The sequence below is a fragment of the Pseudomonas sp. JL27(2026) genome, assembly GCF_056933555.1.
Genome location: NZ_CM167794.1, coordinates 3,772,096 through 3,798,726 on the forward strand (window position 1 = coordinate 3,772,096; position 26,631 = coordinate 3,798,726).

23 protein-coding genes and 5 tRNA genes are annotated in these 26,631 nt (G+C 58.1%); 8 read left to right on the forward strand and 20 right to left on the reverse strand.

The annotated features are described in order from the left end of the window. Positions 1-41 precede the first annotated feature (41 nt). A complete protein-coding gene (locus AC1Z1G_RS17260) occupies positions 42-2,081 on the reverse strand; it encodes an oxidoreductase (RefSeq protein ID WP_483621236.1) in 2,040 nt (679 codons plus the stop codon). A gap of 211 nt (positions 2,082-2,292) precedes the next feature. Between AC1Z1G_RS17260 and AC1Z1G_RS17265 the strand changes: the two genes are divergently transcribed. Together AC1Z1G_RS17265 and AC1Z1G_RS17270 are read left to right on the forward strand one after the other, a co-directional pair. Further along, positions 2,293-3,423, forward strand: coding sequence for a carbon-nitrogen hydrolase family protein (locus tag AC1Z1G_RS17265; protein ID WP_483621237.1), 1,131 nt, complete (start codon positions 2,293-2,295; stop codon positions 3,421-3,423). A 3-nt stretch (positions 3,424-3,426) separates the two neighbouring features. Continuing rightward, positions 3,427-4,467 carry an AraC family transcriptional regulator gene (locus AC1Z1G_RS17270; RefSeq protein WP_483621238.1) on the forward strand — a complete coding sequence of 347 codons (1,041 nt, stop codon included), beginning with the start codon at positions 3,427-3,429 and terminating at the stop codon, positions 4,465-4,467. 37 nt (positions 4,468-4,504) lie between these two features. Here the strand turns inward: AC1Z1G_RS17270 and AC1Z1G_RS17275 are convergent, their stop codons facing one another. The 3 genes from AC1Z1G_RS17275 to AC1Z1G_RS17285 all read right to left on the reverse strand — a co-directional run bounded on the left by AC1Z1G_RS17275 (position 4,505) and on the right by AC1Z1G_RS17285 (position 6,729). Further along, the gene (locus tag AC1Z1G_RS17275; RefSeq protein ID WP_483621240.1) at positions 4,505-4,630 is read right to left on the reverse strand and encodes a hypothetical protein; all 126 of its coding nucleotides are present in this window, start codon (positions 4,628-4,630) and stop codon (positions 4,505-4,507) included. A gap of 256 nt (positions 4,631-4,886) precedes the next feature. After that, positions 4,887-5,738, reverse strand: coding sequence for a DUF2242 domain-containing protein (locus AC1Z1G_RS17280; protein ID WP_483621242.1), 852 nt, complete (start codon positions 5,736-5,738; stop codon positions 4,887-4,889). A gap of 91 nt (positions 5,739-5,829) precedes the next feature. Beyond that, the gene (locus AC1Z1G_RS17285) at positions 5,830-6,729 is read right to left on the reverse strand and encodes a LysR family transcriptional regulator (protein WP_483621244.1); all 900 of its coding nucleotides are present in this window, start codon (positions 6,727-6,729) and stop codon (positions 5,830-5,832) included. A gap of 123 nt (positions 6,730-6,852) precedes the next feature. On the opposite strand from AC1Z1G_RS17285, the gene AC1Z1G_RS17290 reads away from it, so the two are divergent. Next, on the forward strand, positions 6,853-8,058 hold the full coding sequence (locus AC1Z1G_RS17290; protein WP_483621246.1) for an MFS transporter: 1,206 nt from the start codon (positions 6,853-6,855) through the stop codon (positions 8,056-8,058). A 69-nt stretch (positions 8,059-8,127) separates the two neighbouring features. On the opposite strand, the gene AC1Z1G_RS17295 is transcribed toward AC1Z1G_RS17290, so the two are convergent. The 11 genes from AC1Z1G_RS17295 to AC1Z1G_RS17345 form a co-directional block, all read right to left on the reverse strand. Next, entirely contained in the window at positions 8,128-9,984 is a 1,857-nt protein-coding gene (locus tag AC1Z1G_RS17295) for a SurA N-terminal domain-containing protein (RefSeq protein WP_483621247.1), read from the reverse strand. Between the two features lie 101 nt (positions 9,985-10,085). Further along, positions 10,086-10,162: transfer RNA gene (locus AC1Z1G_RS17300), tRNA-Asp, on the reverse strand. Between the two features lie 53 nt (positions 10,163-10,215). Continuing rightward, positions 10,216-10,488: an HU family DNA-binding protein gene (locus AC1Z1G_RS17305; protein ID WP_002552737.1), complete on the reverse strand. Its 273-nt coding sequence runs from the start codon at positions 10,486-10,488 to the stop codon at positions 10,216-10,218. A 147-nt stretch (positions 10,489-10,635) separates the two neighbouring features. Continuing rightward, positions 10,636-13,032, reverse strand: a complete 2,397-nt coding sequence (gene lon / locus AC1Z1G_RS17310; RefSeq protein ID WP_483621249.1) for an endopeptidase La — start codon at positions 13,030-13,032, stop codon at positions 10,636-10,638. A gap of 151 nt (positions 13,033-13,183) precedes the next feature. Continuing rightward, complete coding sequence (gene clpX, locus AC1Z1G_RS17315) at positions 13,184-14,467, reverse strand: ATP-dependent Clp protease ATP-binding subunit ClpX (protein WP_054596541.1); 1,284 nt, start codon at positions 14,465-14,467, stop codon at positions 13,184-13,186. Positions 14,468-14,579: 112 nt separating this feature from the next. Further along, on the reverse strand, positions 14,580-15,215 hold the full coding sequence (gene clpP / locus AC1Z1G_RS17320) for an ATP-dependent Clp endopeptidase proteolytic subunit ClpP (protein ID WP_483621251.1): 636 nt from the start codon (positions 15,213-15,215) through the stop codon (positions 14,580-14,582). A gap of 92 nt (positions 15,216-15,307) precedes the next feature. Further along, positions 15,308-16,618, reverse strand: coding sequence for a trigger factor (gene tig / locus AC1Z1G_RS17325; protein WP_483621252.1), 1,311 nt, complete (start codon positions 16,616-16,618; stop codon positions 15,308-15,310). A gap of 402 nt (positions 16,619-17,020) precedes the next feature. Then, a tRNA-His gene (locus AC1Z1G_RS17330) sits at positions 17,021-17,096 on the reverse strand. Between the two features lie 77 nt (positions 17,097-17,173). After that, a tRNA-Leu gene (locus AC1Z1G_RS17335) sits at positions 17,174-17,258 on the reverse strand. 58 nt (positions 17,259-17,316) lie between these two features. Beyond that, positions 17,317-17,392: transfer RNA gene (locus tag AC1Z1G_RS17340), tRNA-His, on the reverse strand. A 32-nt stretch (positions 17,393-17,424) separates the two neighbouring features. After that, positions 17,425-17,501, reverse strand: a tRNA-Arg gene (locus AC1Z1G_RS17345). Between the two features lie 275 nt (positions 17,502-17,776). Between AC1Z1G_RS17345 and folD the strand changes: the two genes are divergently transcribed. Both folD and pbpG read left to right on the forward strand, forming a co-directional pair. Beyond that, the gene (gene folD / locus AC1Z1G_RS17350) at positions 17,777-18,631 is read left to right on the forward strand and encodes a bifunctional methylenetetrahydrofolate dehydrogenase/methenyltetrahydrofolate cyclohydrolase FolD (RefSeq protein ID WP_347901108.1); all 855 of its coding nucleotides are present in this window, start codon (positions 17,777-17,779) and stop codon (positions 18,629-18,631) included. A gap of 346 nt (positions 18,632-18,977) precedes the next feature. Beyond that, the gene (pbpG, locus tag AC1Z1G_RS17355; RefSeq protein ID WP_483621254.1) at positions 18,978-19,916 is read left to right on the forward strand and encodes a D-alanyl-D-alanine endopeptidase; all 939 of its coding nucleotides are present in this window, start codon (positions 18,978-18,980) and stop codon (positions 19,914-19,916) included. Positions 19,917-20,106: 190 nt separating this feature from the next. On the opposite strand, the gene AC1Z1G_RS17360 is transcribed toward pbpG, so the two are convergent. Beyond that, on the reverse strand, positions 20,107-20,838 hold the full coding sequence (locus tag AC1Z1G_RS17360; RefSeq protein ID WP_483621256.1) for a peptidase C39 family protein: 732 nt from the start codon (positions 20,836-20,838) through the stop codon (positions 20,107-20,109). 169 nt (positions 20,839-21,007) lie between these two features. Between AC1Z1G_RS17360 and AC1Z1G_RS17365 the strand changes: the two genes are divergently transcribed. Next, complete coding sequence (locus tag AC1Z1G_RS17365) at positions 21,008-21,178, forward strand: hypothetical protein (RefSeq protein WP_483621258.1); 171 nt, start codon at positions 21,008-21,010, stop codon at positions 21,176-21,178. Between the two features lie 98 nt (positions 21,179-21,276). On the opposite strand, the gene AC1Z1G_RS17370 is transcribed toward AC1Z1G_RS17365, so the two are convergent. Together AC1Z1G_RS17370 and AC1Z1G_RS17375 are read right to left on the reverse strand one after the other, a co-directional pair. Then, a complete protein-coding gene (locus AC1Z1G_RS17370; RefSeq protein WP_483621259.1) occupies positions 21,277-22,026 on the reverse strand; it encodes a TerC family protein in 750 nt (249 codons plus the stop codon). Between the two features lie 27 nt (positions 22,027-22,053). Beyond that, positions 22,054-22,293: a hypothetical protein gene (locus AC1Z1G_RS17375; protein ID WP_483627892.1), complete on the reverse strand. Its 240-nt coding sequence runs from the start codon at positions 22,291-22,293 to the stop codon at positions 22,054-22,056. 134 nt (positions 22,294-22,427) lie between these two features. Between AC1Z1G_RS17375 and nhaR the strand changes: the two genes are divergently transcribed. After that, on the forward strand, positions 22,428-23,327 hold the full coding sequence (gene nhaR / locus AC1Z1G_RS17380; RefSeq protein ID WP_483621261.1) for a transcriptional activator NhaR: 900 nt from the start codon (positions 22,428-22,430) through the stop codon (positions 23,325-23,327). 4 nt (positions 23,328-23,331) lie between these two features. Here nhaR and AC1Z1G_RS17385 read toward each other — a convergent pair whose 3' ends face one another. After that, positions 23,332-24,486, reverse strand: coding sequence for an MFS transporter (locus AC1Z1G_RS17385; protein WP_483621262.1), 1,155 nt, complete (start codon positions 24,484-24,486; stop codon positions 23,332-23,334). A 320-nt stretch (positions 24,487-24,806) separates the two neighbouring features. Here AC1Z1G_RS17385 and sstT point away from each other — a divergent pair, with 320 nt between their 5' ends. Beyond that, on the forward strand, positions 24,807-26,039 hold the full coding sequence (gene sstT, locus AC1Z1G_RS17390; RefSeq protein WP_483621263.1) for a serine/threonine transporter SstT: 1,233 nt from the start codon (positions 24,807-24,809) through the stop codon (positions 26,037-26,039). Between the two features lie 66 nt (positions 26,040-26,105). On the opposite strand, the gene AC1Z1G_RS17395 is transcribed toward sstT, so the two are convergent. Continuing rightward, complete coding sequence (locus AC1Z1G_RS17395) at positions 26,106-26,615, reverse strand: DUF1993 domain-containing protein (RefSeq protein WP_347901117.1); 510 nt, start codon at positions 26,613-26,615, stop codon at positions 26,106-26,108. Positions 26,616-26,631 lie beyond the last annotated feature (16 nt).

The window sequence follows — 26,631 nt, forward strand, 5'->3', positions numbered from 1 at the left end:
AAGCTTGCTCGCGAAAGCCTTTGGCACGCTCGACCGGCGTATTACAACTCAGCTGCCAGGCGCGACCCCTGATTGATCGCACGTTTGGCATCCAGCTCTGCCGCCACGTCCGCGCCACCGATCAAATGCACGTTCTGCCCGGCCGCCATCAGGCCATCCTGCAACTCACGCAGTGGGTCCTGACCGGCGCAAATCACGATGTTGTCCACCGGCAGCACTTGCGGCTCGCCAGTTTCGCCGATGCGGATGTGCAGGCCTTCATCGTCGATTTTCAGGTACTCGACGCTGTTGAGCATCTGCACCTGTTTGTTCTTCAGGCCCGTGCGGTGAATCCAGCCGGTGGTTTTGCCCAGGCCATCGCCGACCTTGGATTTCTTGCGCTGCAACAGGAACACTTCCCGCGCTGGCGCATGCGGCTCAGCCTTGATACCGGCAACACCACCACGCGCTTCAAGGTGCGTGTCGATGCCCCACTCCTTCCAGAACGCTTCACGGTCCTGGCTGGTGGCCACGCCCTGATGAACCAGGAACTCCGACACGTCGAAACCGATACCGCCCGCCCCGATCACCGCCACCGTCTGCCCAACCGGTTTGCGCTCCAGAATCACATCCAGGTAGCTCAAGACCTTGGCGTTCTCGACACCTGGAATGGCCGGTACGCGCGGGGCAATGCCGGTGGCCAGGATGATCTCGTCAAAACCGCCTGCCACCAGCTGTGCAACGTCGACCCGGGTGTTCAGGCACACCTCGACATTCGTGGTCTGCAACTTGCGCTTGAAGTAGCGCAGGGTTTCGAAAAACTCTTCCTTGCCCGGCACTCGCTTGGCGACATTGAACTGGCCGCCGATTTCATTCGCCGAATCAAACAGCGTCACTTGATGGCCACGCTCGGCGGCCACAGTCGCGGCCGACAACCCGGCAGGACCGGCGCCGACCACGGCAATTTTCTTGATCTGCTGCACTGGCAGGTAATTGAGTTCGGTTTCATGGCACGCGCGCGGGTTCACCAGGCACGAGGTCAACTTGCCGCCAAAGGTGTGGTCCAGGCAGGCCTGGTTGCAACCGATGCAGGTGTTGATTTCGTCGCCACGGCCGGCTGCCGCCTTGTTGACGAACTCCGGGTCCGCCAGGAATGGCCGCGCCATGGACACCATGTCGGCGTCGCCTTCGGCGAGAATCTGCTCTGCTACTTCCGGGGTATTGATGCGGTTGGTGGTGATCAGCGGGATCGACACCGAGCCGCGCAGCTTGGCCGTGACCTTGCTGAACGCCGCACGCGGAACCTTGGTGGCAATAGTCGGAATGCGCGCTTCGTGCCAGCCGATACCAGTGTTGATGATCGTCGCACCGGCCTGCTCGATGGCCTTGGCCAACAGCACGATCTCTTCCCAGGTGCTGCCGCCTTCGACCAGATCAAGCATCGACAGGCGATAAATGATGATGAAGTTCGGACCGACCGCTTCGCGTACACGCCGCACGATCTCCACCGGCAGGCGCATGCGGTTTTCGTAGCTGCCGCCCCAACGGTCGGTGCGGTGGTTGGTGTGCGCCGCCAGGAACTGGTTAATGAAGTAGCCTTCGGACCCCATGATCTCGACGCCGTCGTACTCGGCTTTTTGCGCCAGGGTCGAGCACGTCACGAAATCGCTGATCTGCTTCTCGATGCCTTCCTCGTCCAGCTCTTTGGGCTTGAACGGGTTGATCGGCGCCTGAATGGCGCTCGGTGCGACCTGTTTCGGGCTGTAGGCATAACGCCCGGCGTGAAGAATCTGCATGCAAATCTTGCCACCCGCCTCATGCACGGCGCGGGTGACGATCTGGTGCTTGAGGGCTTCTTCCTCGGTTGTCAGCTTGGCAGCCCCCGAGTAAACCCCGCCTTCATCGTTCGGGCCAATACCGCCCGTGACCATCAGGCCCACGCCGCCGCGCGCGCGCTCGGCGAAATAGGCCGCCATGCGCTCGAAGCCACCGGGTTTCTCTTCAAGACCGGTGTGCATCGAGCCCATCAGGGTGCGGTTGCGCAACGTGGTAAAACCCAGGTCCAGCGGGGCCAACAGGTGCGGGTAATGAGTGGCGGCCATCGGTAACTCCACAACGAGCGATCACGGGAAAAATGTGGGCGCTCTTTGGCGCCCATCTGTCATGTTCGACAGACTAAGAGCACGCTCGCGGACGCTCAATGACCGTAACTGACAACTTATTGATCCAAATGCACAGCGCCTCTTGGCAAGCAGGCCCATGGGCCCTACCCTAGTCGGCGAACCCTGCACACGGCCGCTGACTGTTTTCCCCATGCGCAAATTTCTCAGCCTCACCTTTTCCATGGCCCTGATCGCCGCCATCACCACCTACGTGATGTGGACCAACGACCGCCCGGCCAGCCACTACCTCTCGGACCTGCGCATCAAACTCGTGGTCGACCAGGGTGTTCCGGCCGGGCGTGGCAATCTTTTGGGGATCCAGCCCGAACTGTTCCCCACCGATTATCAAAACCCCGAGCGCTTGCACCGCAAACTCGCGGCGTATCTGCAACAGGCCCGCGATCAAGGCCTGGTGAACGAGAAAACCGTCGTCGTACTGCCCGAACATGTCGGCACCTGGCTGATGCTCAGCGGCGAGAAAGACGAGCTGTATCAAGCCGGCAGCCTGAAAGAGGCCATGAACTGGCTGGCCGTCAGCAACCCGCTGCGCTTTGTGCGCGCACTGATCAGCGCCACAGGCAACAGCCGACTGGATGACGCGCACCTGCGCATGAAAGCCAAAACCATGGCCCGGGATTACCAACAGTTATTTGGTGGGCTGGCCAAGGAGTTCGGGGTGACCCTGGTAGCCGGCTCCATCGTGCTGCCCGAACCGAGCGTCAGCGACGGTCATCTGAATCCGGGCAAAGGTGCGCTGTACAACAGCACGCTGGTGTTCGGCCGTGACGGGGTGCCAATCGGCCAACCACAACGCCAGTTGTACCCGGCGTTCGAGGCGCGCGGATTTATCCAGCCCAGCGTTGATCGGGCGGTCACGGTCATTGACACACCCGCCGGTCGTTTGGGCGTGTTGATTGGCAACGACAGCTGGTACCCGCAGAACTACCGCAAGCTCAACGATCAGGGTGCCCAACTGATCGCCGTCCCCGCATTTGTCAGCGGCCGTGATACGTGGGACAAGCCCTGGCGTGGCAACAAGGGTGTATCGACCCCAAGCGAAATCAGCCTGAAACCCGGTGAACTCAGTGAAGGTGAAGCCTGGCATCGCCTGACCCTCATCAGTCAGCCTCCGGGCAGCCTGGCAACGGCCGGCATGAGTGTGTTCCTGCGTGGCCAGTTCTGGGACCAGAGCAGCGCCGGCCAGAGCTTTCTCAGCAGCAATGGCCAGCACTTTGCCGACGGCGATGGCCGTGGTGCACACCTGCTCAACCTCTGGTTGTAAGCCATGAAACCACAACCGATGCGCCTCGGGGACCTCTCGGTCGGCTTCGTTGACAGCCTGGCCGACGCCGTACGCAGCCTGGGTCTGGACCCTCAGGAGTTGCTTGACCAATACGGACTGGACCCGGCGCGCCTGGCCGAGGCCGGTGCCCGGCTGTCGATTCCACGCTACATGCGCCTGGGGCACGCCGCCATTCAATTGACGGGCGACCCGGCACTGGGCCTGCGCATGGGCCAACTCAGCCGCCTCAGCCAGGCAGGGCTGGCCGGGGTCACCGCCGCCCAGGCGCCGACACTGCGCGAGGCGGCGCGTTGCCTGATTCGCTTTGAGGCGTTGTACGGCTCCAACTACCGAGGCCAATCGAGTTTTCACGAAGACGCCCACGGTGCCTGGCTAAGGTTCTATTCCATCAGCCCCTACAACGCCTACAACCGTTTTGTGGTGGATTCGATCATCGCCGGCTGGCTGCAACAGTTATCCAGCGTCAGCGGCCAGGTGCTGCGCGCCGAGCGTATCGACATTGAGTTTGCCGAACCCCAATACCGTGAACGCTACGCGGTGCTGGGCGACTGCCCGATTCAGTTCGGTGCCGAACACAACCAACTGCGCTTGAGCCAGGCCAGCCTGATGCTGCGCAACCCGGTGCATTGCCCGAGTACCTGGCGGCACTTGTTGCAGTTGTGCGAACGGGAGCTGGAGCAATTGACCCGCACACGCAGCCTGCGTGAACGCATTACCCAGTTGCTGGGGCCGTTGCTCAATGGCGGCCGGGAACCCGACCTCGAAGAAGTGGCGGCACGCCTGAAGCTGCCAACCTGGACCTTGCGCCGCAAACTGGCCGAAGAAGGCACGCAGTTTCGGGCAGTGCTCAATGACACCCGTCGCGACCTGGCCATGACCTACATCCGCGACACAGAGCTGGCCTTTGGCGAAATCGCCTACCTGCTGGGGTTTGCGTCAGCCGAAGCCTTTCAACGCGCCTTCAAACGCTGGAACAGCCAGACACCCGGCGAGTTCCGCCGCAGTCACAGACAGTCAGCTTGAAGCGAAAAGCTCGCAGTTTGAAGCTTGAGGCTTGTAGCTACAGCTCTGTGGCGTCTTCAGCAGGTTCCAGCGGGTCCAGTTCAAACGCCTGGTATTCGAGCAGTTCTTCTTGGTAATCGTCCATCGTGAAATCCTTTTGGGGTATGCACTGTGCAATCAGCATGCAGTGCCCACATGACAGAAAAATGAAGCCTGGATGAACCTCGCACCTCTCACGTTAAAACGTAGCAGGTTCGCGCGGATTTACCGCAGGCCAGTTTCAGGGCTGTTCAAGTAGACAAGGAAGGGCACGAAAAGATTCGGCGAGGTATGAAACATCGCGACAGGCTGACGAACGTCAGGACCTGGATGCCCGCAGCGACGGGCCTTCAACCGCCGCGAGATCGTGCGAACTAACGCGATCTCGTGGCGTTCGGTACTTAATGACCTGACACGGGCAGCGCAGGGATCGGCTCGGTCGGCGCAGGCAGCGAACCGGGGTTGACCGGTGGCGTGATGACTTCCGTAACCGGCGCAGGCTCAACGTGTTCGCTCGGCGCTATCGGCGCACTTTCAGGCGGCGGCGCTACCGGCTCCGAAGCGGTTGCTGGCAGCACTGGAACGCTTTCGGCCGGTGTTATCGGGGCTGGCTCTACCGCAGGCGTCGGCGCCACCGGGGCTGGCGTTGCAACTGGGGCCAGTGGCGCTGGCTTGGCCTCCGGCATGCCCAGGTCGGTCTTGGGCTTTTCTGCAATGTGCGCGGCTTTTTTCGCGTCGCTCGGCAGGAACAACTCCACCAGCGCAAAGAACCGCTCATAGAACTTGGCCGAGGAAACGGTTTCGCTGGCGACCTTCACCATCGAGTCATCGGACGAACCGATCGGCATCGATACGGAACCCAGTACACCCACCCCCAGGCTTGCCGAATTATTGGTCTTCTTCAGCGCATAGCGGTCCTGCAAGGCATTGGCAAACATCGTCGCGTGGTGGCTGCTGTCTTCGGCACACACCACACTGAAACTGATTTCCAGGTGCGTATCACCGGTCTGCTGAAAACTCTTGTGGCCGCTAACCAGTTTCGGATCGCTGCTGGTGATGATGTAGCCCTGGCTCAGCAAGGCCCGACGGGCGGCTTCGCAGGAAGCGATGTCGGTGACCGGGTATTTGCGCGAAAACGTCCCGGAGTCATCAAAGTTTTCATGCTCATAAATGGCCTGATCCTTCGAGCAACCGGCCGCAGCAGCCAGCACGAGTGCCAGTCCGACGGCACGCAAATGAAATGATTTAAACATTGAACATCCTGAAAAAAACGATCCGGGGCGTATTGTGCAACAGATCGCGCCATCACGGCGCATCGATTAGTGTCTTGCAAGCGTTACAACACTACTGACCCTCGTTTACCGGAAAAAGTCGCGCGCAAAAATGATCGATGAAAACGCGTAGTTTCGCAGCTGCGTGGCGACTGGAAGGCCAGAGAATCCAAAACGTGCCGTTGTGTTCAAGAGACGCATCCAGCACCCGTTGCAGCGCCCCCCGTTCGACCGACTCGCGGACCATGAAGTCAGGCAAGCAAGCAATGCCCAGCCCCTGATGCACCACGTGGCTCAAGGCCTCGATCGACGTGCTGACAAACCGTGTCGGTAACAGCGCTTCACTGCCATCGGCCAGGCGCTGTAACGGCCAGGGTTCAAGCTTGCCGGTGGCGTGAAAGATATGGCGTAAACAGGCATGGCTCGCCAGATCGGCCGGTGTCTGCGGCACACCCTGGCGCGCAAAATAGTCAGGCGTTGCGACCAGTACCAACCGAAACCGTCCCAGTTGCCGGGCCATCAGGCGTGAATCTTTCGGATTACCGGTGCGTATCACAGCATCGAAGCCCTCCTCGACCACATCCACCATCCGATCCGACAGGTCAATGTCCAATTCGATGTCCGGGTAGCGCTGCATGAACTCTGTGACCACCGGCATGACCAGCCCCGGAACCTGCGGCACGCTGATGCGCAGCTTGCCGTGAGGTGCACTTGCCGCATTGCACAGTTCAAACTTCGCTGCTTCGACTTCCGCCAGAATCTTGCGACAGCGTTCCAGGAACATCGCACCTTCGGCTGTCACCGTGATGCTGCGGGTGCTGCGATGGAACAGCCGCACGCCGAGCTGCACCTCAAGCCGGGCGATACTCTTGCCAATGGCCGAAGACGAAACCCCCATCAAACGCCCCGCCTCGGTGAAGCTGCGAGTGTCGGCTGCCTGCACAAACACCGAAATACTGCCAAGACTGTCCACGGCCCTCTCCATGATTCAGGACACTGATATCCGATAAGTTCGGAACCTTAGCCTGTTTTTCCGCGTAACGCAGCGCCCTACCCTTGGCTTCGTTGTCACCCCCTCTGAAACGGACCCGAGCCCATGAACCAACCCGAACTAACGACCCTCCTGCCAGCGACGCAAAAACAGTCCGCTGACCGGCTGCCTCTGTGGAGTCTGCTGGCACTCGCCACCGCCGCCTTCATCACCATCATGACCGAAGCCCTGCCGGCCGGCCTGCTGCCGCAAATGAGCCGTGATCTGGGCGTGTCCCAGGCCTGGATCGGCCAATTAGTGACGATGTACGCCATTGGCTCGTTGCTGGCAGCGATCCCCTTGATCGTCGCCACCCGTGGCTGGCGTCGCCGCCCCCTGTTGCTGATTGCGATTGGCGGCTTTGCCCTCGTCAACAGCGTCACCGCGCTGTCCGAAAACTACTGGCTGACCCTGGTGGCGAGACTCTTCGCCGGCGTTTTTGCCGGGCTGCTCTGGGCGTTACTGGCCGGCTATGCCAGCCGAATGGTCGCCCCTCACCTGCAAGGCCGGGCGATTGCCGTGGCCATGCTGGGCGCTCCGCTGGCGCTGTCCCTTGGCGTGCCGGCGGGTACCTTTCTTGGCACCGTCGTGGGCTGGCGCCTGAGCTTCGCAGTGATGAGCGCATTGACGCTGGTGTTGCTGGGCTGGGTGCGCTGGCAGGTTCCGGACTTCCCAGGGCAAAGTGTCGAAAAGCGCCTGCCGGTAAAACAGGTGTTTGCGTTGCCTGGCGTCACAGCGGTGCTGTTCGTGACATTCACCTACGTTCTGGCCCACAACATTCTCTACACCTACATCGCGCCATTTGTGGTGTCGGCGGGTCTCACCGAACAGATCGATCAAGTGCTGCTGGTGTTTGGCCTGGCCGCGTTATTGAGCATCTGGGTCACAGGTCTTTTGATTGATCGCTGGTTACGTTCACTGGTGCTGGCAAGCTTCGCCTTGTTCGTTCTGGCGGCGGTGGCGTTGCTGCTCAATGCCAGCTCGGCAGCGACGGTTTATGGTGCGGTTGCACTGTGGGGGTTGGCGTATGGCGGTGTCCCGACGTTGCTGCAAACCGCGCTGGCAAAAACTGCTGGAGATTCGGCGGACACGGCCCAGTCAATGCTGGTGACCGTGTGGAACCTGGGCATTGCCGGCGGTGGCGTGGCCGGTGGCATGTTGCTGGAAAGCCTTGGCGTGATGTCCTTTTCATGGGCGGTCCTGGGCCTAATGCTGCTGGGCCTGATGGTGGTCTTCAACGCCCGGCAGCAGGGTTTCCCGGCGCGTCATTAACCTCCCAAAATAAAAGACCCCGGCCTTTCGGCCGGGGTCTTTTGTGTCGCAGGCTGAATCAGTCAGGCATCAGAAACGCTTGATTTCGGCCTGGCTTTCCAACTGCTTGCGGTACGCTGCAAAGTCTTGCTGACCAATGCGCGACGCGAGGTAACGACGGTACTGCGCCTTCTCTTCTTCAGAAGGTGCCGCCGCCTCGTTCACGCTGTCCAGACGCACGATCACCACAGTGCCATCGGCCAGGGTCACGCTGCTGAAGGTCGGTTTGTCCTTCGCTTCAGGCTTCGGCATGCGGAACAACGCTTGCAGCACGGTGGGGTCAACCCCTTCCTGAGCACGTGTCGCGGCATGCATGGTTTTCCAGCTCTGACCGGCTGGCGCCTTGCCATCGCGCAGGCTGGCGATCAACTCGTCGGCCTTGGTTTTGGCGGCAGCACTTGCATGCTCCTTGGCCAACTGCACGCGAATGCTCGCCGCTACGCTTTCCAGCGGCAGTTGCTCAGGCTTGCGATGCTCTTTGGCACGCAATACCACGACGGTTTCCGGGTCCAGCTCGATGGCGGTGCTGTTGGCACCCTCATCCAGCACTTCTGGACTGAAAGCCGCAGCGAGCACTGCCCGGTTGGCTGCAACGCCATCGCCACCTTCACGGCCAAACGGCGCCGAAGTGTGAACGGTCAGTTTCAGGTCTTGAGCTGGCTGGGCCAGATCGGAAGCTTCGAACGAGGAGTCTTCCAATTGCTTGGTCGCTTCGACGAAACGCTGCTCGACCTGCTGGGTTTTCAGCTCACGGGTCAACTTGTCTTTCATGCTCGCGAAACTCGGTACCGCAGGAGCCTCGACGCCCAACAACTTGATCAGGTGGAAACCGAAATCGGTGCGAACCGGTGCCGAAACCTGGTCCTTGTCCAGCGCATACAGCGCCTTCTCGAAGACCGGATCGTAAACACCTGGGCCGGCGTAACCGAGGTCACCGCCATTGTTCGCCGAACCTGGATCCTGGGAAAACTCCTTGGCCAACGCCTCGAACTTCTCACCTTTGGCCAGACGCGCCTGAATGTCTTCGATCTTCGCCTTGGCTTGCGCCTCGGTCATCTTGTCGTTGACTTCGATCAGAATGTGCGCGCCCCGACGCTGCTCGGCCAGGTTCGCGGTTTCTTTCTGGTAAAGCGCTTGCAGCTCTTCGTCATTGACGCTGACCTGGTCGAAGAACGATGCCTTCTTGAGTTCGATGTAATCGATGACCACCTGATCCGGTGTCATGAACTCTTTGGCATGCTCGTCGTAGTAGACCTTGACCTCTTCGTCGGTCAGCTTCACTGCCGCCAGGTCAGCCTTGATGTTCAGGGTTGCGAAATCGCGAGTCTGTTTTTCCAGACGAGCAAACGCCAGTACCTGGCCATCGGTGACAAAACCGCTGCCGGCCAGGCCAGCGCGCAACTGACCGATCAGCATTTCCTGAGCCAGCATCTGGCGGAATTGCAGACGGCTGTAGTTCAGCTGGCGAATCACCTGATCGAAACGCTCAGGACTGAACTTGCCGTCAACCTGAAACTCAGGCGTCAGCAGGATCACTTGGTCCAGCGCGGCTTCAGAGAAGGCGAACTTGGAATTCTCTGCGCCCTGCAGCAGCAGTTTGCGGTCGATAAGCCCTTTGAGAGCCGACTCACGCAGCATTTTTTCGTCGAGCAAAGAAGCGTCGAAATCCTTGCCCAGTTGTTGCATGAGCTGACGGCGTTGCATGTCGACCGCCTGGCTCAGCTCATTCTGGCTGATCGCTTCGCCATTGACCTTGGCCGCATCATTGTTATGCGTGGCAGCCTGGAAAATGGCCTCGATACCGGTAAAAGCCATCAGTACAACGATGATCCCGATAATGGTCTTGGCAATCCAGCCTTGTGAATTGTCCCTGATATTCTGCAGCATGCGTCCCCCAGAAACGGTTGAACTTCAAATTAAGCAACCGTGGAGCGTGGGTAGTATCCGGATAGAAGAAAGGCGCATCCGAGGATGCGCCTTCTCGTAACTGGCGGAGCGGACGGGACTCGAACCCGCGACCCCCGGCGTGACAGGCCGGTATTCTAACCGACTGAACTACCGCTCCGCTGCCAAGTCAGGAATGACCCCGACCCGGATGGGCAAAAACCTGAATGAAGCTTAGTTAACGGCTTCTTTCAGTGCTTTACCGGCTTTGAAACCTGGTTTTTTGGCTGCTGCGATTTCCAGCGTCTTACCGGTCTGTGGGTTACGACCGATGCGAGCTGGACGATCAGTCACGGAGAACGTACCGAAACCAACCAGAACAACGGAGTCGCCAGCCTTGAGAGCGCCAGTGACGGATTCGATTACTGCGTCCAGCGCACGGCCAGCAGCGGCTTTCGGGATATCAGCGGATGCAGCGATAGCATCAATCAGTTCCGACTTGTTCACTCTAAGTCCCCTTATATCTATTTGAGATGATTCTAAGTTTTTTGGTGAAAGCAAAAACGAGTGCTGAATGGCCTACAGACACTTAAGAGCCGCTTTATAACAAGGGCTCTAAAAAGCTGTCAAGGAAGCCCCCCAGGCTAATACGTACTAATGCGTGCTAATTCTTTCCTTAGAGTCAGACTCGCGTTTTTCATCCTTTGCAACTATCTCGGGAGCCACATCCGGCAAGGGCTCCGGCGCGTATTGCAGCGCAATTTGCAGGACCTCGTCAATCCATTTAACGGGTTTAATCTGAAGATCCTGCTTGATGTTGTCAGGAATTTCCTTCAGATCACGAACGTTCTCTTCAGGAATGATCACGGTCTTGATACCACCGCGGTGAGCCGCCAACAGTTTTTCCTTCAAGCCACCGATTGCCAGCACCTGACCACGCAGGGTGATTTCACCTGTCATGGCGACATCCGCACGCACCGGAATCCCGGTCAAGGCAGACACCAACGCCGTGCACATGCCTACACCCGCACTAGGGCCGTCTTTAGGCGTAGCGCCCTCAGGCATGTGGATATGCGTGTCGCGCTTCTCATGGAAGTCCAGAGGGATGCCCAGGCTCTTCGCCCGACTGCGCACAACAGTCAACGCCGCCGTGATCGATTCGACCATGACATCACCCAGGGAGCCGGTCTTGATCAACTGACCTTTACCTGGCACCACGGCCGCTTCGATGGTCAGCAACTCACCGCCTACCTGTGTCCAGGCAAGGCCGGTCACTTGACCCACTTGATCCTGCTGCTCGGCCAGGCCGTAGCGGAATTTGCGCACGCCCAGGAAGTGTTCCAGCATCTCGGCCGTGACCTTCACCGAGAAGCGTTTTTCCATCGCATGTTCTTTGACCGTCTTGCGACAAACCTTGGCAATCTGGCGCTCAAGCCCACGCACACCGGCTTCGCGAGTGTAGTAGCGAATGATGTCGCGGATCGCTTCAGCTTCGAATTCCAGCTCGCCTTTCTTCAAGCCATTGGCCTGAATCTGCTTGGGCGAGAGGTATTTGACCGCAATGTTGATCTTCTCGTCTTCGGTGTAGCCCGGCAGGCGAATCACTTCCATCCGGTCAAGCAGCGCCGGTGGAATGTTCATCGAGTTCGAGGTGCACAGGAACATCACATCAGACAGATCGTAGTCGACTTCCAGATAGTGGTCGTTGAAGTTGTGGTTCTGCTCCGGATCGAGCACTTCCAGCAACGCCGACGCCGGGTCGCCACGCATGTCGCTGCCCATCTTGTCGATTTCATCAAGCAGGAACAGTGGGTTGCGCACGCCCACTTTTGTCATCTTTTGAATCAATCTTCCCGGCATCGAACCGATGTAAGTCCGGCGATGACCACGAATTTCAGCTTCATCACGCACACCACCGAGGGCCATGCGAACAAATTTGCGGTTAGTGGCGTGAGCAATCGACTCGGCCAGGGACGTTTTACCCACCCCAGGAGGACCTACCAGGCACAAGACCGGACCACGAATTTTCTTCACGCGTTTTTGCACCGCGAGGTATTCGAGGATGCGCTCTTTGACTTCTTCCAGACCATAGTGGTCGGCGTCCAAAATGTCTTCTGCGCGCGCAAGATCCAGGCGAACCTTGCTTTGAGCCTTCCACGGCACCTGGACCAGCCAGTCGAGGTAAGAACGAACCACCGTCGCCTCGGCGGACATCGGCGACATCTGCTTGAGCTTGTTCAGCTCCGCCTGAGCCTTGGTCAATGCGTCTTTGGGCAAACCCGCCGCATCGATACGCTTTTTCAGCTCTTCGATTTCGTTGTGGCCTTCGTCGCTGTCACCCAGCTCTTTCTGAATGGCCTTCATCTGCTCATTCAGGTAGTACTCGCGCTGGCTGCGCTCCATTTGCTTTTTGACGCGGCCACGAATGCGTTTTTCGACTTGCAGCAGATCGATCTCGGCATCCAGCAACGCCAAGACGTGCTCGACCCGGGCCGACAAATCGATAATTTCGAGAATTTCCTGCTTTTGTTCGATCTTCAGCGCCATGTGCGCGGCCATGGTATCGACCAGGCGACTCGGCTCATCGATGCTGTTGAGAGACGACAGGACTTCAGCCGGGACTTTCTTGCCCAACTGGACGTATTGCTCGAACTGAGACAACAAGCTGCGGACAAACACTTCCGACTCGCGCTCAGGAGCATCTACTTCATCAATCAGGGAGACTTCAGCGCGGCAATGGCCATCCACCTCGATGAAACGCTCGACCCCACCACGCTGCTCACCTTCGACCAGCACCTTGACGGTGCCATCAGGCAGCTTGAGCAGTTGCAGGACCGTCGCAATGGTACCAACACGATAAAGTGCTTCTTCACCGGGATCGTCGTCAGCAGGGTTTCTCTGAGCCAGCAGAAGAATTTGCTTGTCGCCCGTCATCGCGGCCTCGAGGGCTTCGATAGATTTCTCGCGCCCCACGAACAGCGGGATAACCATGTGCGGATAAACCACAACATCACGCAATGGCAGGAGAGGCAATTCGATGGTTGTCTTCATGATTTCGCCTCTACGGCGGCCATAAGGCCGTAAACAGATGGAAGTAAGCTTGAAACCAAGATGGGGGCTACCTTCAAAAAAAACAAGCTACTTGAAGGCAGTAAAAACAAAGGGGCCCGAAGGCCCCTTCTTTAATCCAGCAGTGAGACGCTTACGCGTCTGGTGCTGCCTTGGCAGCCGGCTCACTGTTTTCGTAGATATACAGTGGCTTGGACTTGCCTTCTATAACGCTTTCATCGATCACTACTTTACTCACCTCGGACTGCGAGGGGATTTCATACATAGTGTCGAGCAGTACACCTTCGAGAATCGAGCGCAATCCGCGAGCACCGGTTTTACGTTCCAGTGCGCGTTTGGCGACCGACTTCAACGCATCGGCCCGGAACTCCAGGTCAACACCTTCCATCTCGAACAGCTTGGCATACTGTTTGGTCAGAGCATTTTTCGGCTCGGTGAGAATCTGCATCAATGCAGCCTCATCCAGCTCGTCCAGCGTCGCCAGCACGGGCAGACGGCCAACGAATTCCGGGATCAGACCGAACTTGACCAGATCGTCAGGCTCGACTTCACGCAGGGACTCACCCACCTTCTTGCCTTCTTCCTTGCTGCGAACTTCTGCATTGAAGCCGATGCCGCCACGGGTGGAACGGTTTTGAATCACCTTTTCCAGACCGGAGAACGCACCGCCGCAGATGAACAGGATGTTGCGCGTGTCGACCTGAAGGAATTCCTGCTGCGGATGCTTGCGACCACCTTGAGGCGGAACGGAAGCGACCGTGCCTTCGATCAACTTGAGCAGGGCCTGCTGCACGCCTTCACCCGATACATCGCGAGTGATCGACGGGTTGTCAGATTTGCGCGAAATCTTGTCGATTTCATCGATGTAGACAATGCCCATTTGAGCTTTCTCTACGTCGTAGTCGCACTTCTGCAGCAGCTTCTGAATGATGTTTTCCACATCCTCGCCCACATAACCCGCCTCGGTGAGGGTGGTCGCGTCAGCGATGGTGAACGGCACATTCAGCAAACGGGCCAGTGTTTCAGCAAGCAGGGTTTTACCCGAGCCTGTCGGGCCGATCAGCAAGATGTTGCTTTTGCCGAGCTCGACGTCGTCATTCTTTTTGTCACGCTGGTTGAGGCGTTTGTAGTGGTTGTACACCGCTACGGCCAAAACCTTTTTCGCACGCTCCTGACCAATCACATACTGATCAAGGATGCCGCTGATTTCTTTAGGCGAAGGCAATTTATGCGCACTGCTTTCGGCCTGTGCTTCCTGCACCTCCTCGCGGATGATGTCGTTGCACAGGTCGACGCACTCGTCGCAGATAAAGACCGAGGGGCCGGCAATCAATTTGCGCACTTCATGCTGGCTTTTGCCACAGAAGGAGCAATAGAGCAGCTTGCCGTTGTCCTCGCCGTTGCGGGTGTCAGTCATTCGTTCGATCCAAATCCGATAGGCTTGCAACACAAGATGAAGGCTATTGCGGGCTTTTTCAAGCCCGCCGGTGATCAGACCAGCCGACCAACCCTATTTTGAGCTGCTTATTTTAAGCGGGGCGCTGAGTGATCACTTCATCGATCAACCCGTATTCACGCGCGGCATCTGCACTCATGAAGTTATCGCGGTTGGTATCGCGCTCGATTTCTTCAAGAGTGTGTCCGCTATGCTTGGCCATCAACGTGTTGAGACGCTCACGAATGAAGAGGATTTCCTTGGCATGGATTTCGATATCCGACGCCTGCCCCTGGAAACCGCCCAGTGGCTGGTGAATCATCACACGCGAGTTCGGCAAGCAGTAACGTTTGCCTGAGGCACCGGCGGTCAACAGGAATGCGCCCATGCTGCAGGCCTGACCGATACAGGTGGTCGACACGTTTGGCTTGATGAACTGCATGGTGTCATAAATCGACATGCCCGCCGTCACCGAACCGCCCGGGGAGTTGATATAGAGATGGATGTCCTTGTCCGGGTTTTCCGCTTCAAGGAATAGCAGTTGCGCACAAATCAGATTGGCCATGTAGTCCTCTACCGGGCCAACCAGAAAGATCACTCGCTCCTTGAGAAGGCGCGAGTAAATGTCGTAGGCGCGCTCGCCACGAGCGGACTGCTCGACAACCATCGGGACCAGGCCGCCTGCGGCCTGGATATCAGAGTTCTGCTGAATATACGAATTACGGAACATGCTCTGCAGTCACTCCCAAATAGTTATGTCTTGAATACGCATAAGCCAGCTCGAAAGCTGGCTTATGGTGTGTGCTTCTAACGCAAAAACGATCAGTCGGCTTGTGGAGCTTCTACCGGCTTGACTGCTTCTTCGTAAGAGACCGATTTGTCGGTCACGCTAGCTTTCTGCAGAACAGTATCCACAACTTGCTCTTCCAGCACAACCGAACGGACTTCGTTCAGCTGCTGGTCGTTCTTGTAGTACCAGGCCACGACTTGCTCAGGTTCTTGATAAGCGGAAGCCATTTCCTGGATCAGTTCGCGAACGCGGTTTTCATCAGGCTTGAGGTCATACTGCTTGACCACTTCAGCCACGACCAGACCCAGCACAACGCGACGCTTGGCTTGTTCTTCGAACAGCTCGGCCGGCAGTTGATCAGGTTTGATGTTGCCACCGAACTGCTGAACAGCTTGAACGCGCAGACGGTTCACTTCGTTCTCGAGCAGAGCCTTAGGCACTTCGATCGGGTTGGCGGCCAGCAGACCGTCCATTACCTGATTCTTGACCTTGGATTTGATCGCCTGACGCAGCTCGCGCTCCATGTTCTTACGAACTTCGGTACGGAAACCGTCGATGCCAGACTCTTTGATACCGAACTGAGCGAAGAATTCCTCGGTCAATTCAGGCAGTTTCGGCTCGGAAACGGTGTTCACGGTCACGGTGAACTCTGCGGCCTTGTTAGCCAGATCCAGGTTCTGATAGTTCTCTGGGAAGGTCAGGTTCAGAACGCGCTCTTCGCCCGCTTTAGCACCCACCAGGCCTTCTTCGAAACCTGGGATCATGCGGCCGGAGCCCAGAACCAGCTGAGTGCCCTTGGCGGAACCACCAGCGAACACTTCACCGTCAACCTTGCCAACGAAATCGATGTTCAACTGGTCGTCGTTCTGAGCAGCGCGGTCGACTGCTTCATAACGAACGTTCTGCTTGCGCAGGATTTCCAGCATTTTATCCAGATCGGCGTCTGCCACGTCAGCGCTCAGGCGCTCGACAGCGATGGATTCGAAACCGGCAACCGTGAACTCAGGGAACACTTCGAAGGTTGCGATGAATTCCAGATCCTTGCCCTTCTCCAGGACTTTAGGCTCTACCGAGGGTGCGCCAGCCGGGTTCAGCTTTTGCTCGGCAACTGCTTCGTAGAAAGAAGCCTGGATCACATCGCCTACAGCTTCTTGACGCGCATCAGCTTCGTAACGCTGACGGATCACGCTCATTGGCACTTTGCCAGGACGGAAGCCTGCAATCTTGGCCTTTTGGGCAGTCTGCTGCAGACGCTTGTTGACTTGAGTCTCAATGCGCTCAGCTGGCACGGTGATGCTCATGCGGCGCTCAAGAGCAGAAGTATTTTCAACAGAAACTTGCATGGATATTCCTCGTTGCACAGACGTTAGCCGGCCGTTTCCGACCCCAGAATCAAGGGCATGCATTCTAGTGGGTCAAACTCAAGAAGTCACCCTACTGAAAACGGGTAAAAACGCAGCAGGCAATTTATAGGCGCGAATGCACGAATGCACCTCGCCCCGGAGGCAAATACAGCCAATCACGCCAGGGCTCTGCGCCAACCCTTCTCTATATAGAAGGAGTGCCAATCATCTCCCTGGCTGCCGATCTTGCGAGCAAGGCCGGCGGGCAATGCGGCATCATCGAGCAACATGAATACGACGAAACGCCCTGCCCTTGCGACCCGGAACCCGCAGTCGCTGAACATACAAACTGCTGAAATAAAAAAGGCGCCAGACTGTTAAATCTGGCGCCTTTTTGAAATATGGGGTGGACGATGGGGATCGAACCCACGACAACGGGAGTCACAATCCCGTGCTCTACCAACTGAGCTACGCCCACCATATTGCGTCACAAAGAAGCCAAACAACTTCTTTGCTGAACTCCAACCCGGCCAACGGCCTGACTGAAGCTTTAATTGGTGCGGATGAAGAGACTCGAACTCTTACGCCTCGCGGCGCTGGAACCTAAATCCAGTGTGTCTACCAATTCCACCACATCCGCGATTCGATACTTTTAAAGCAAAGGCGCCAGACGGTTAAATCTGGCGCCTTTCGAAATATGGGGTGGACGAAGGGGATCGAACCCTCGACAACGGGAGTCACAATCCCGTGCTCTACCAACTGAGCTACGCCCACCATATCGCGTTACTTGTGCCAAAGCTGCCTAATGGCGCACCCGGCAGGACTCGAACCTGCGACCATCCGCTTAGAAGGCGGATGCTCTATCCAGCTGAGCTACGGGCGCCTTATTAGCTGTACCCTTGAAGGACTACAAACTAAGTGCTTTTCAGTCTTGCAGAACCGTAATTCCGCCTGACCTTCCTAACCAGTGCTAGGCTGTGCCCGACAAGTGCGACGAATAGTATAGAGCCCCCCGGAGACCGTCAAATCCTTTCTGAAAAAAATTCATTTAATTAAAGGGCTTAGAGGAATTTGCAGACCAAGCTCCTTTGACCTCACGCCCTGACATGCGAGAATACGTTCTCTTTTCTTCCCCCTCTCGATGGTTAATCACGCGCAATGACTGCACAACTAATCGACGGCAAATCGATCGCCGCCAGCCTGCGCCAGCAGATCGCCAAACGAGTCACCGAGCGCCGCCAGCAAGGCCTGCGTACGCCCGGCCTCGCGGTAATCCTGGTCGGCAGCGATCCCGCCTCTCAGGTTTATGTCTCGCACAAGCGTAAAGACTGTGAAGAGGTCGGCTTCCTTTCCCAAGCCTATGACCTGCCCTCCAACACGACTCAACAAGCCCTGACCGACCTGATCGATCGTCTCAACGACGACCCGAACATCGACGGCGTGCTGCTTCAGCTTCCTTTACCTGAACACCTGGACGCATCGAAGCTGCTGGAGCGTATTCGTCCGGATAAAGACGTGGATGGCTTCCATCCTTATAACGTCGGTCGCCTGGCGCAACGCATTCCTTTACTGCGCCCATGCACCCCTAAAGGCATCATGACCTTGCTGGAAAGCACAGGTGCCGATCTTTACGGGATGGATGCAGTCGTCGTCGGCGCCTCGAACATCGTCGGTCGCCCGATGGCGATGGAGTTGTTGCTGGCCGGTTGCACCGTCACCGTCACCCACCGCTTCACCAAGGACCTCGCCGGCCATGTTGGCCGCGCCGACCTGGTGGTCGTGGCCGCCGGCAAGCCGGGCCTGGTCAAAGGTGAGTGGATCAAGGAAGGCGCCATCGTCATCGACGTCGGCATCAACCGCCAGGAAGATGGCAAGCTGGTCGGTGACGTGGTGTATGAAACCGCCCTGCCCCGCGCTGGCTGGATCACGCCAGTGCCTGGCGGTGTTGGCCCGATGACTCGCGCATGCCTGCTGGAAAACACGCTCTACGCGGCCGAAACCTTGCACGACTGAGTTCGAGCCTGCCGATGCGTGAACAAGAACCCCGCCAATGGCGGGGTTTTCTATTCTGGACGGAATGATTCTGCTCCAGACGTACAACCCGCGCTGAAACACCTCGGCGCCGAATCGCCGATGAATGCACAGCAGCCTGCCAGACGCCACTTCCAGCCCTTCGCATGGCCGTACACATCACTTCATGGAGTGGTACAAAAATGGTACGAGATTAAATTTTCTTCATCTGAGGCCCCGGCGCAGCAGGCGTATAGCGCTTTTCTGGCACATACTCATAAAATGTAACGTTTTAACTAGAAAAGCCCGTTGCAAAACGGCATACCCATACTTTAGCGAGTCCGCCCGCGTGAAAATCCGCCTATCTATCCTGAGCCTATTTTTTGTACTTACAGGCCCTCTTGTCACGCCAACCGCTGACGCACGTGAAACCACCGCCGCCCCCCGAGATTCTTCACAACTGCGTATCGCTTCCGGCAGCGCGATGCTCGTGGATTTGCAAACCAACAAAGTCATCTACTCCAGTAACCCGGACGCCATTGTTCCGATTGCCTCTGTCACCAAACTGATGACCGGGCTGGTCGTGGTTGAGGCCAGGCAGAACATGGACGAATACATTTCTGTCTCGATCAGCGACACCCCGGAAATGAAAGGCGTGTTCTCCCGCGTCAAACTCAACAGCGAGTTGCCACGCAAGGAAATGCTGCTGATTGCCTTGATGTCCTCTGAAAACCGCGCGGCCGCGAGCCTGGCGCACCATTACCCAGGCGGTTATGCGGCGTTTATTGCCGCAATGAACGCCAAGGCCAAGGCGCTGGGCATGACCAGCACCCACTACGTCGAGCCGACCGGCCTGTCGATCCACAACGTTTCCACGGCGCGCGACCTCAGCAAACTGCTGGTCGCCGCACGTAAATACCCGATACTCAGCGAGTTGAGCACCACCAAGGAAAAAACCGTGGCGTTTCGCAAACCCAACTACACCCTGGGTTTTCACAACACCGACCATTTGGTGAACAAGGACAACTGGGACATCAAGCTAACCAAAACGGGCTTCACCAACCAGGCTGGCCATTGCCTGGTGCTGGTCACGAGCATGGGCAACCGACCGGTTTCGCTGGTCATTCTTGATGCCTTTGGCAAGTACACCCACTTCGCCGACGCCACCCGCATTCGCAAATGGGTCGAAACGGGCAAAAGCAGTGACGTTCCGAGTGTCGCGCTGCGCTACAAGGCGGAGAAAAACCTGAAAGAGCGCCAGAGTGGCGTCGCAGCAACCGCCAAGTAGAAACCACACATAACCAAACGGCACCCATGGGCGTAAAGTGAAATCCTTGTGGGGCGCCTGCTCGCGAAATCGGTGGGTCAGCAAACATTGATGTTGAATGTGCTGACGCCTTCGCGAGCGGCTCGCTCCCACATGTTTCGTGCGCTAACTGACCGGCATTAGCCCGCGGGCGCCGTTTTTGTTGGACTGATCAGTGGCCGCTCAAGGCCTTGGTCGCTCGCGCCGCGGCCTGTTCCTGGCCGGCCTGGGCCAAATCGCTGGCGGCTTTCAACCAGCGCTGCTGGTCGACTTTCGCCGGAATCTGGGTCGGCCCCTGAATCAGCACCGCCCAGCCACCCGCGCTGTTGAATGCCGACTCGAACGAGCTGAAGCTCATCAACAACCGACGATCCATCCCGGCACGTAGCAAAACCGTCTTCTTGGTTCGGTTGTATCCGGCCAGGATGGCGTAACGTGGCTGCGACCAGAAAGCCGAGCCCTCGGTAAAGCGCACCAGCACCGGATAACCGGCCGCCACCTGGGTCAGAAGCGCTGGAAGATTGCTGTCCAGCGGATAGACAACCATGCCGTACTCGCGAGCCAGCTTCTGCATGTTTTGCTGCAACTGCGCTTCAGCCCCCGGCAAATGCAACGGTTTGTCGAGCAGGCCCGGCGTAATCACGATGCCTTGCTCAGACAGCAGGCTGGCCAGGGTTTGCGGGCCGCTTTGATAGGCCTCGCCACGGAAAAACGGTACACCGTTCAACTCGACACGTTCAGGCAAACGCTGAATTTCCGGCTGCACGCTCCCGGCACAACCTGCCAGGCTCAGGACACAGGCAGCGGCCAACAGGGCAAAGCGAAATCGGGGAAGTAGCGGCACCATCATCACTCTCTTGTTCAAGTGCCAGGCAAACGGTCTCCTGGCTTGGCCGTCGATCATAGGACGGGGCAACGCCGGGGTATAGCCTTAAACGGCAGTTGCCAGCATTCGATAGAGCGAACAGGTTGGCGACTCTCGACTATCGGTCAATTGCCTGAAACACACCAACGACTAGACTGTTCATTGCAGAGTGTGTGTGTGCCCGATGCAGGGCAAAGAGGAGGCACTGATGAGCCTGACCATGATTATCCTGATGCTGATCGGCGGCTGGCTGGCCGTGGCCGCTGCCATGCTGTGGGGCGTGCTGCGCATTACCCGGCGCCATCACCACTCACACGTCCCGCCGATGACACCCGTAACCCCTGAAAAACCAGACGCACGCCACATTACTGCGCATTGACCGCTCAGGCGGCACACCTCCCGACAATCCCGACAAAACAAAAACGGTCGCCGGCACTCTTTCGAGCAGCGGCGACCGTTTGTTTGTTACCTGCCCCTTCAAGCCTCGGCAGCAATGCGCTTCTGTTTGGCTCGACGCGACAGGATGTTCAACCCTTCAATCGTTGCCGAGAACGCCATGGCTGCGTAGACGTAACCCTTCGGTACGTGGGCACCGAAGCCTTCGGCGATCAGCGTCATGCCGATCATGATCAAAAAGCCCAGTGCCAACATCACCACGGTCGGGTTGTCGTTGATGAACCTGGCCAGTGGTTCGGCCGCCAGCAACATCACCAGTACCGACACCAGCACCGCGATCACCATGATCGGCAAGTGTTCGGTCATGCCGACGGCGGTGATGATGCTGTCGATGGAGAACACCAGGTCGAGCAGCAAAATCTGGCCGATGGCGGCAGCAAAACCCAGGGACACACCGTTGCTTTGCGACTTCGGATCTTCCGGCGCCGGGTCCATGCTGTGATGGATCTCGGTCGTGGCTTTCCACAACAGGAACAGGCCACCGGCAATCAGGATCATGTCTTTCCAGGAGAAGGCATGATTGAACAGTTCGATGACCGGCTCGGTCAGTTGCACGATGAACGCGATGGTACTCAACAGCCCCAGACGCAGGATCAACGCCATGCTGATACCAATCCGGCGCGCCTTGGCCCGGTGCTGCTCAGGCAACTTGTTGGTCAGGATCGAGATAAAGATCAGGTTATCGATGCCCAGCACGATCTCCATGACGATCAAGGTCGCCAGGGCGACCCAGGCAGTGGGGCTTGCAGCAAGTTGTACGAGATAGTCCATAGGTCAGTCCTGACTCCGTGTAAAAAATTAGATTTCCTGCGACGGCGATTGCTTCTTCTCGCTGCCGTCATCTGCTTTTTCCTTGCTACCCGTGGCATCGCTCAACGCCTGCTCCGCAGCCTTATGGGTATCGTCGATGGCTTGCTTGGCGCTTTCGGCCGCTTTGCCCATCAATTGCTGGGCGCTTTTTTCGGCCTGGTCGCAGCCGGTAATCAACACGACAGAGACAGCCAGCGCGGCAGCGGCGGCAAGAGACTTGAGCTTCATGGTGCTTTCCTCGATAGAACGGACTTGGCCAGATGATGGCCCGTCGATAGCGAGGCATTCTAAGGAGATGAATACTTCAGGAAAATTCGTATTTTTAACGGATATACTTCGGTTTTTACGAATCGGCACTGCTCATGCTCAATTATCGGCAACTGCATTACTTCTGGGTCGTGGCCAAGACAGGCAGCATTGTGCGGGCCTGCGAGCAGTTGAACCTGACGCCGCAGACCATCAGCGGGCAGATCAGCCTGCTGGAACAGACCTACGGCGTCGAACTGTTCAGGCGTGTCGGGCGGCAACTGGAATTGACCGAAGCCGGGCGCCAGGCCCTGCCCTACGCCGAACAGATGTTTCAACTGGGCGGCGAACTGGAAGCCCTGTTGCGCACCCAGCCTGATGAACAGCAAGTGGTGTTCAGGGTCGGCGTTGCCGATGTGGTGCCCAAATCCATTGTCTATCGATTGCTCGCCCCCACCATGGAGTTAAGCGAGCCACTGCGCATTACCTGCCGCGAAGACAAACTCGAACGCCTGCTGGCCGACCTGGCCATTCAGCGCCTGGACCTGGTGATCTCCGACAGCCCGATGCCCTCGCATCTGGATATCAAGGGCTACAGCCAGAAACTGGGTGAATGCGGCATCAGTTTTTTTGCGACCCGCGAGTTGGCTGAGCGCTACGCAAGTGACTTCCCCCGCTGCCTGCACGGCGCACCGTTGCTGATTCCAGGCCAGGAAACCGTGGTGCGCAACCGCTTGCAGCGCTGGTTCGCCGAACAGCAGATTCAACCAAGGATTGTCGGCGAGTTCGATGACAGCGCGCTGATGCAGGCTTTCGGCCAATCGGGGAGCGGGATTTTCATCGGCCCCAGCGTGATCGCCGACGAGGTGATAAACCAGTACGGCGTCGAACTGATTGGCCAGACCGACGCTGTGACCGAGTCGTTCTACGCCATTTCGGTGGAGCGCAAGGTCAAGCACCCCGGTATCGTGGCAATTACCGAAGGTGCCCGACGCGAGCTGTTCATACCACAGTAAAGCCTCAGGCGCAGGTTGCCTGAGGCTTTACCTTCATCAACAGCAACGCCAACAGAATCGACACGCCGATGAACAAGGCTGCCGCAAAACCGAGGCTGCCAAGCCCGAGCGTGTCGATCACATGCCCGCCGACCATCGCCCCCAGCCCGATGCCGAGGTTGGCCCCGGCAATGTTCAGCGACGCGGCGAAGGCCGGCGCCTGAGGTGCGGCTTTCATCAAACGCACGTGGCTGACCAGGAACAACGCCGCCTGGGTCACGCCCCAAATGCCCATGGCCGCCGCCAGCCCAAGGGTCGAATGGATGCTCGGTACCAACGCCACCATCCCGCCGATCATGAACCCGCAGAAGACCATCGACGCAATCAACGGATGCCGGTCGACCATACGCCCGCCCAGCGAGTTGCCAATCAGCCCTACAGCGCCAAAGCCCATCAGGCACCAGCCGACCACGGTGCCGTTGAAACCGGCCAGGCGCTCAAGGATGTCGGCCAGGTAGGTGTAAGCGGTAAACATCCCGCTGAAAACCAGGATCGACAACAGCACATGGCCCTGCATCAACGGGCTGCGCAAAATCTTGAACTGCGAACGGAAGCTGACCTGCTGCTTATGCAGGTCGGTTTTCGGCAAGTACATAAACAGCAGCAACGCCTTGGCGAACGCGATCACGGCCAGGATGCCAAAGGCACTGCGCCAGCCAAACGCGTCGGAAATCAGCGTCCCCACCGGAATCCCGAACACCGTGGCGCAGACAATCCCGAAACCGATCTTGGCGATGGCGCGCCCAGCGTAGTCCGGCCCGACAATGCCCACCGCCGTCTCGCTGGCCAACGCCCAGAACACCGGCAAGCCCAGCGCCGGAATCAGCCGTGCCAACGCCATCACACCGATGTTCGGCGCCAGCGCCGCCAGGGTGTTGGCCAGACCGAACATGATCAGCACGCTGATAAACAGCCGACGACGTTCAAAACGCGCGCAGTACGCGGTCAGGAACGGCCCGAATGCGGCCACCGTGAACGCAAACAAGGTCACCAGCAACCCGGCCTGGGACACGCTGACGTCCAGGTCGCGGGCAATCGAGGGCAGCAGGCCGACGATGATGAACTCTGTGGTCAGCACGGTAAAACCGGCGGCTGACAACAGCAGGATGGGCAACAGCATGCAGAACTCCAGAAAACGACGACACCAGCGATAGCCCAAGGGCTCACTGGAGATGAAAAAAGAGGATGGCGGATGTTAACAGAATGTGTCCGACGGCGCTGGCGTGAAGTCTGTTTATCGTCTTGAGTCTTGTGGCGGCAGATCGTCACAGATCTGAAGGATCAAGCCTACGCTGTGCTAAAGTCCGCGCCCGCGAAAGACTCCACCGTGTTTATCGGCCTCGCCGATGACGTAATGCGCTCTTGCTCAGCCGACCTGCCCGCGTATTGCTGGCTGGGCCTTCGGATTCACAGCACCTTAAAAAAAATAGAGATACCGTTATGACTGCTGCCCCCCTTTCTTTTTTTCAGCGACTCAAACGAACCAGTCTGGTCACACAGATCCTCATTGGGCTGATCGCAGGGATTGCGCTGGCACTTCTGGCGCCCGAGGTGGCGAAGTCCACGGCGTTTATCGGTAAGGTTTTCGTCTCGGCACTTAAAGCGGTCGCGCCGATCCTGGTGTTCGTACTGGTCATGGCGTCGATTGCCAATCACCGGCATGGTCAGGAAACCCACATTCGGCCGATCCTGTTTCTCTACCTGCTGGGTACCTTCAGCGCTGCTGTGGTTGCCGTGGCGGCCAGCATGCTGTTCCCGTCTGAACTGGTGCTGAGCACCCACGACGTGGCGATCGCGGCCCCCGGCGGAATCGCCGAAGTCCTGCAAAATCTGCTGCTCAGCGTGGTGGATAACCCGGTGACTGCGCTGATGAACGCCAATTTCATCGGCATTCTGGCCTGGGCCATCGGCATGGGCATTGCTATCCGCCACGCCGGCGAGACCACGCGTACCGTACTGGGTGATCTGTCCAATGGTGTCACGCTGATCGTGCGGATGATCATCCGCTTCGCGCCGCTGGGGATCTTCGGCCTGGTGGCCTCGACCTTGGCCACCTCGGGTTTCGGCGCCTTGATCGGCTACCTGCACCTGCTGGTTGTCCTGATCGGCTGCATGCTGTTCGTGGCGTTCGTGATGAACCCGCTCATCGTGTTCTGGAAACTGCGCCGCAACCCTTTCCCGCTGGTGTTCATCTGCTTGCGCGAGAGCGGCATCACCGCGTTTTTCACCCGCAGTTCGGCGGCGAACATTCCGGTCAACCTGGAGTTGAGCAAACGCCTGGGCCTGCATGAAGACACCTACTCGGTGTCGATCCCGCTGGGCGCGACCATCAACATGGCCGGCGCGGCGATTACCATCACTGTGCTGACTCTCGCCGCCGTGCACACGCTGGGTATCGCCGTGGACCTGCCGACCGCCGTGCTGCTGAGCATTGTCGCCGCCATTTGTGCCTGCGGCGCTTCAGGCGTGGCTGGCGGTTCGCTGCTGTTGATTCCGCTGGCGTGCAGCCTGTTCGGGATCCCGAGCGAGATCGCCATGCAAGTGGTCGCAGTCGGCTTCATCATCGGCGTACTGCAGGACTCGGCGGAAACCGCCCTGAACTCCTCCACCGATGTGCTGTTCACCGCCGCCGCGTGCCTGGCCCAGGAAGAACAGGCCCAGCCCGCAGCGTAAAACCCGCCCCCATGAAAAAGCCCGCCAAGGCATGCACCTTGGCGGGCTTTTTTACATCCGGCGGGTTTAGAACGCGCCCATGTAATCACGCTTGCCGACTTCCACACCGTTGTGACGCAGCAGTGCGTAAGTGGTGGTGACGTGGAAGAAGAACTGCGGCAGGCCGTAGGTCAGCAGGTAAGCCTGGCCAGTAAAGCGTTTCTCTTTTGGCGTGCCCTGACGGGTGATGATCTCGATGCCTTCCTTGCCATCGATCTGCTCGGGCTTGATGCCGTCGATGAACGACAGGACCTTGGCGATCAACGCTTGCAGCTCGGCGAAGGTGGTTTCGGTGTCGTCGTACTTCGGCAGCTCGACTTCAGCCAGACGCGCCGAAACGCCCTTGGCGAAATCCACGGCGATCTGCACCTGACGCACCAGCGGGAACATGTCCGGGTACAGGCGCGCTTGCAAAAACGCGTTCGGGTCGATGTTTTTAGCCGTGGCGTGGGCTTCAGCCTTGTTCAGGACGTCGCTCAGGGCATTGAGCATTTGCTTGAAAACCGGGACGGATGCGGCGTACAGGGAAATAGTCATGGCAGTCTCGCAGGAT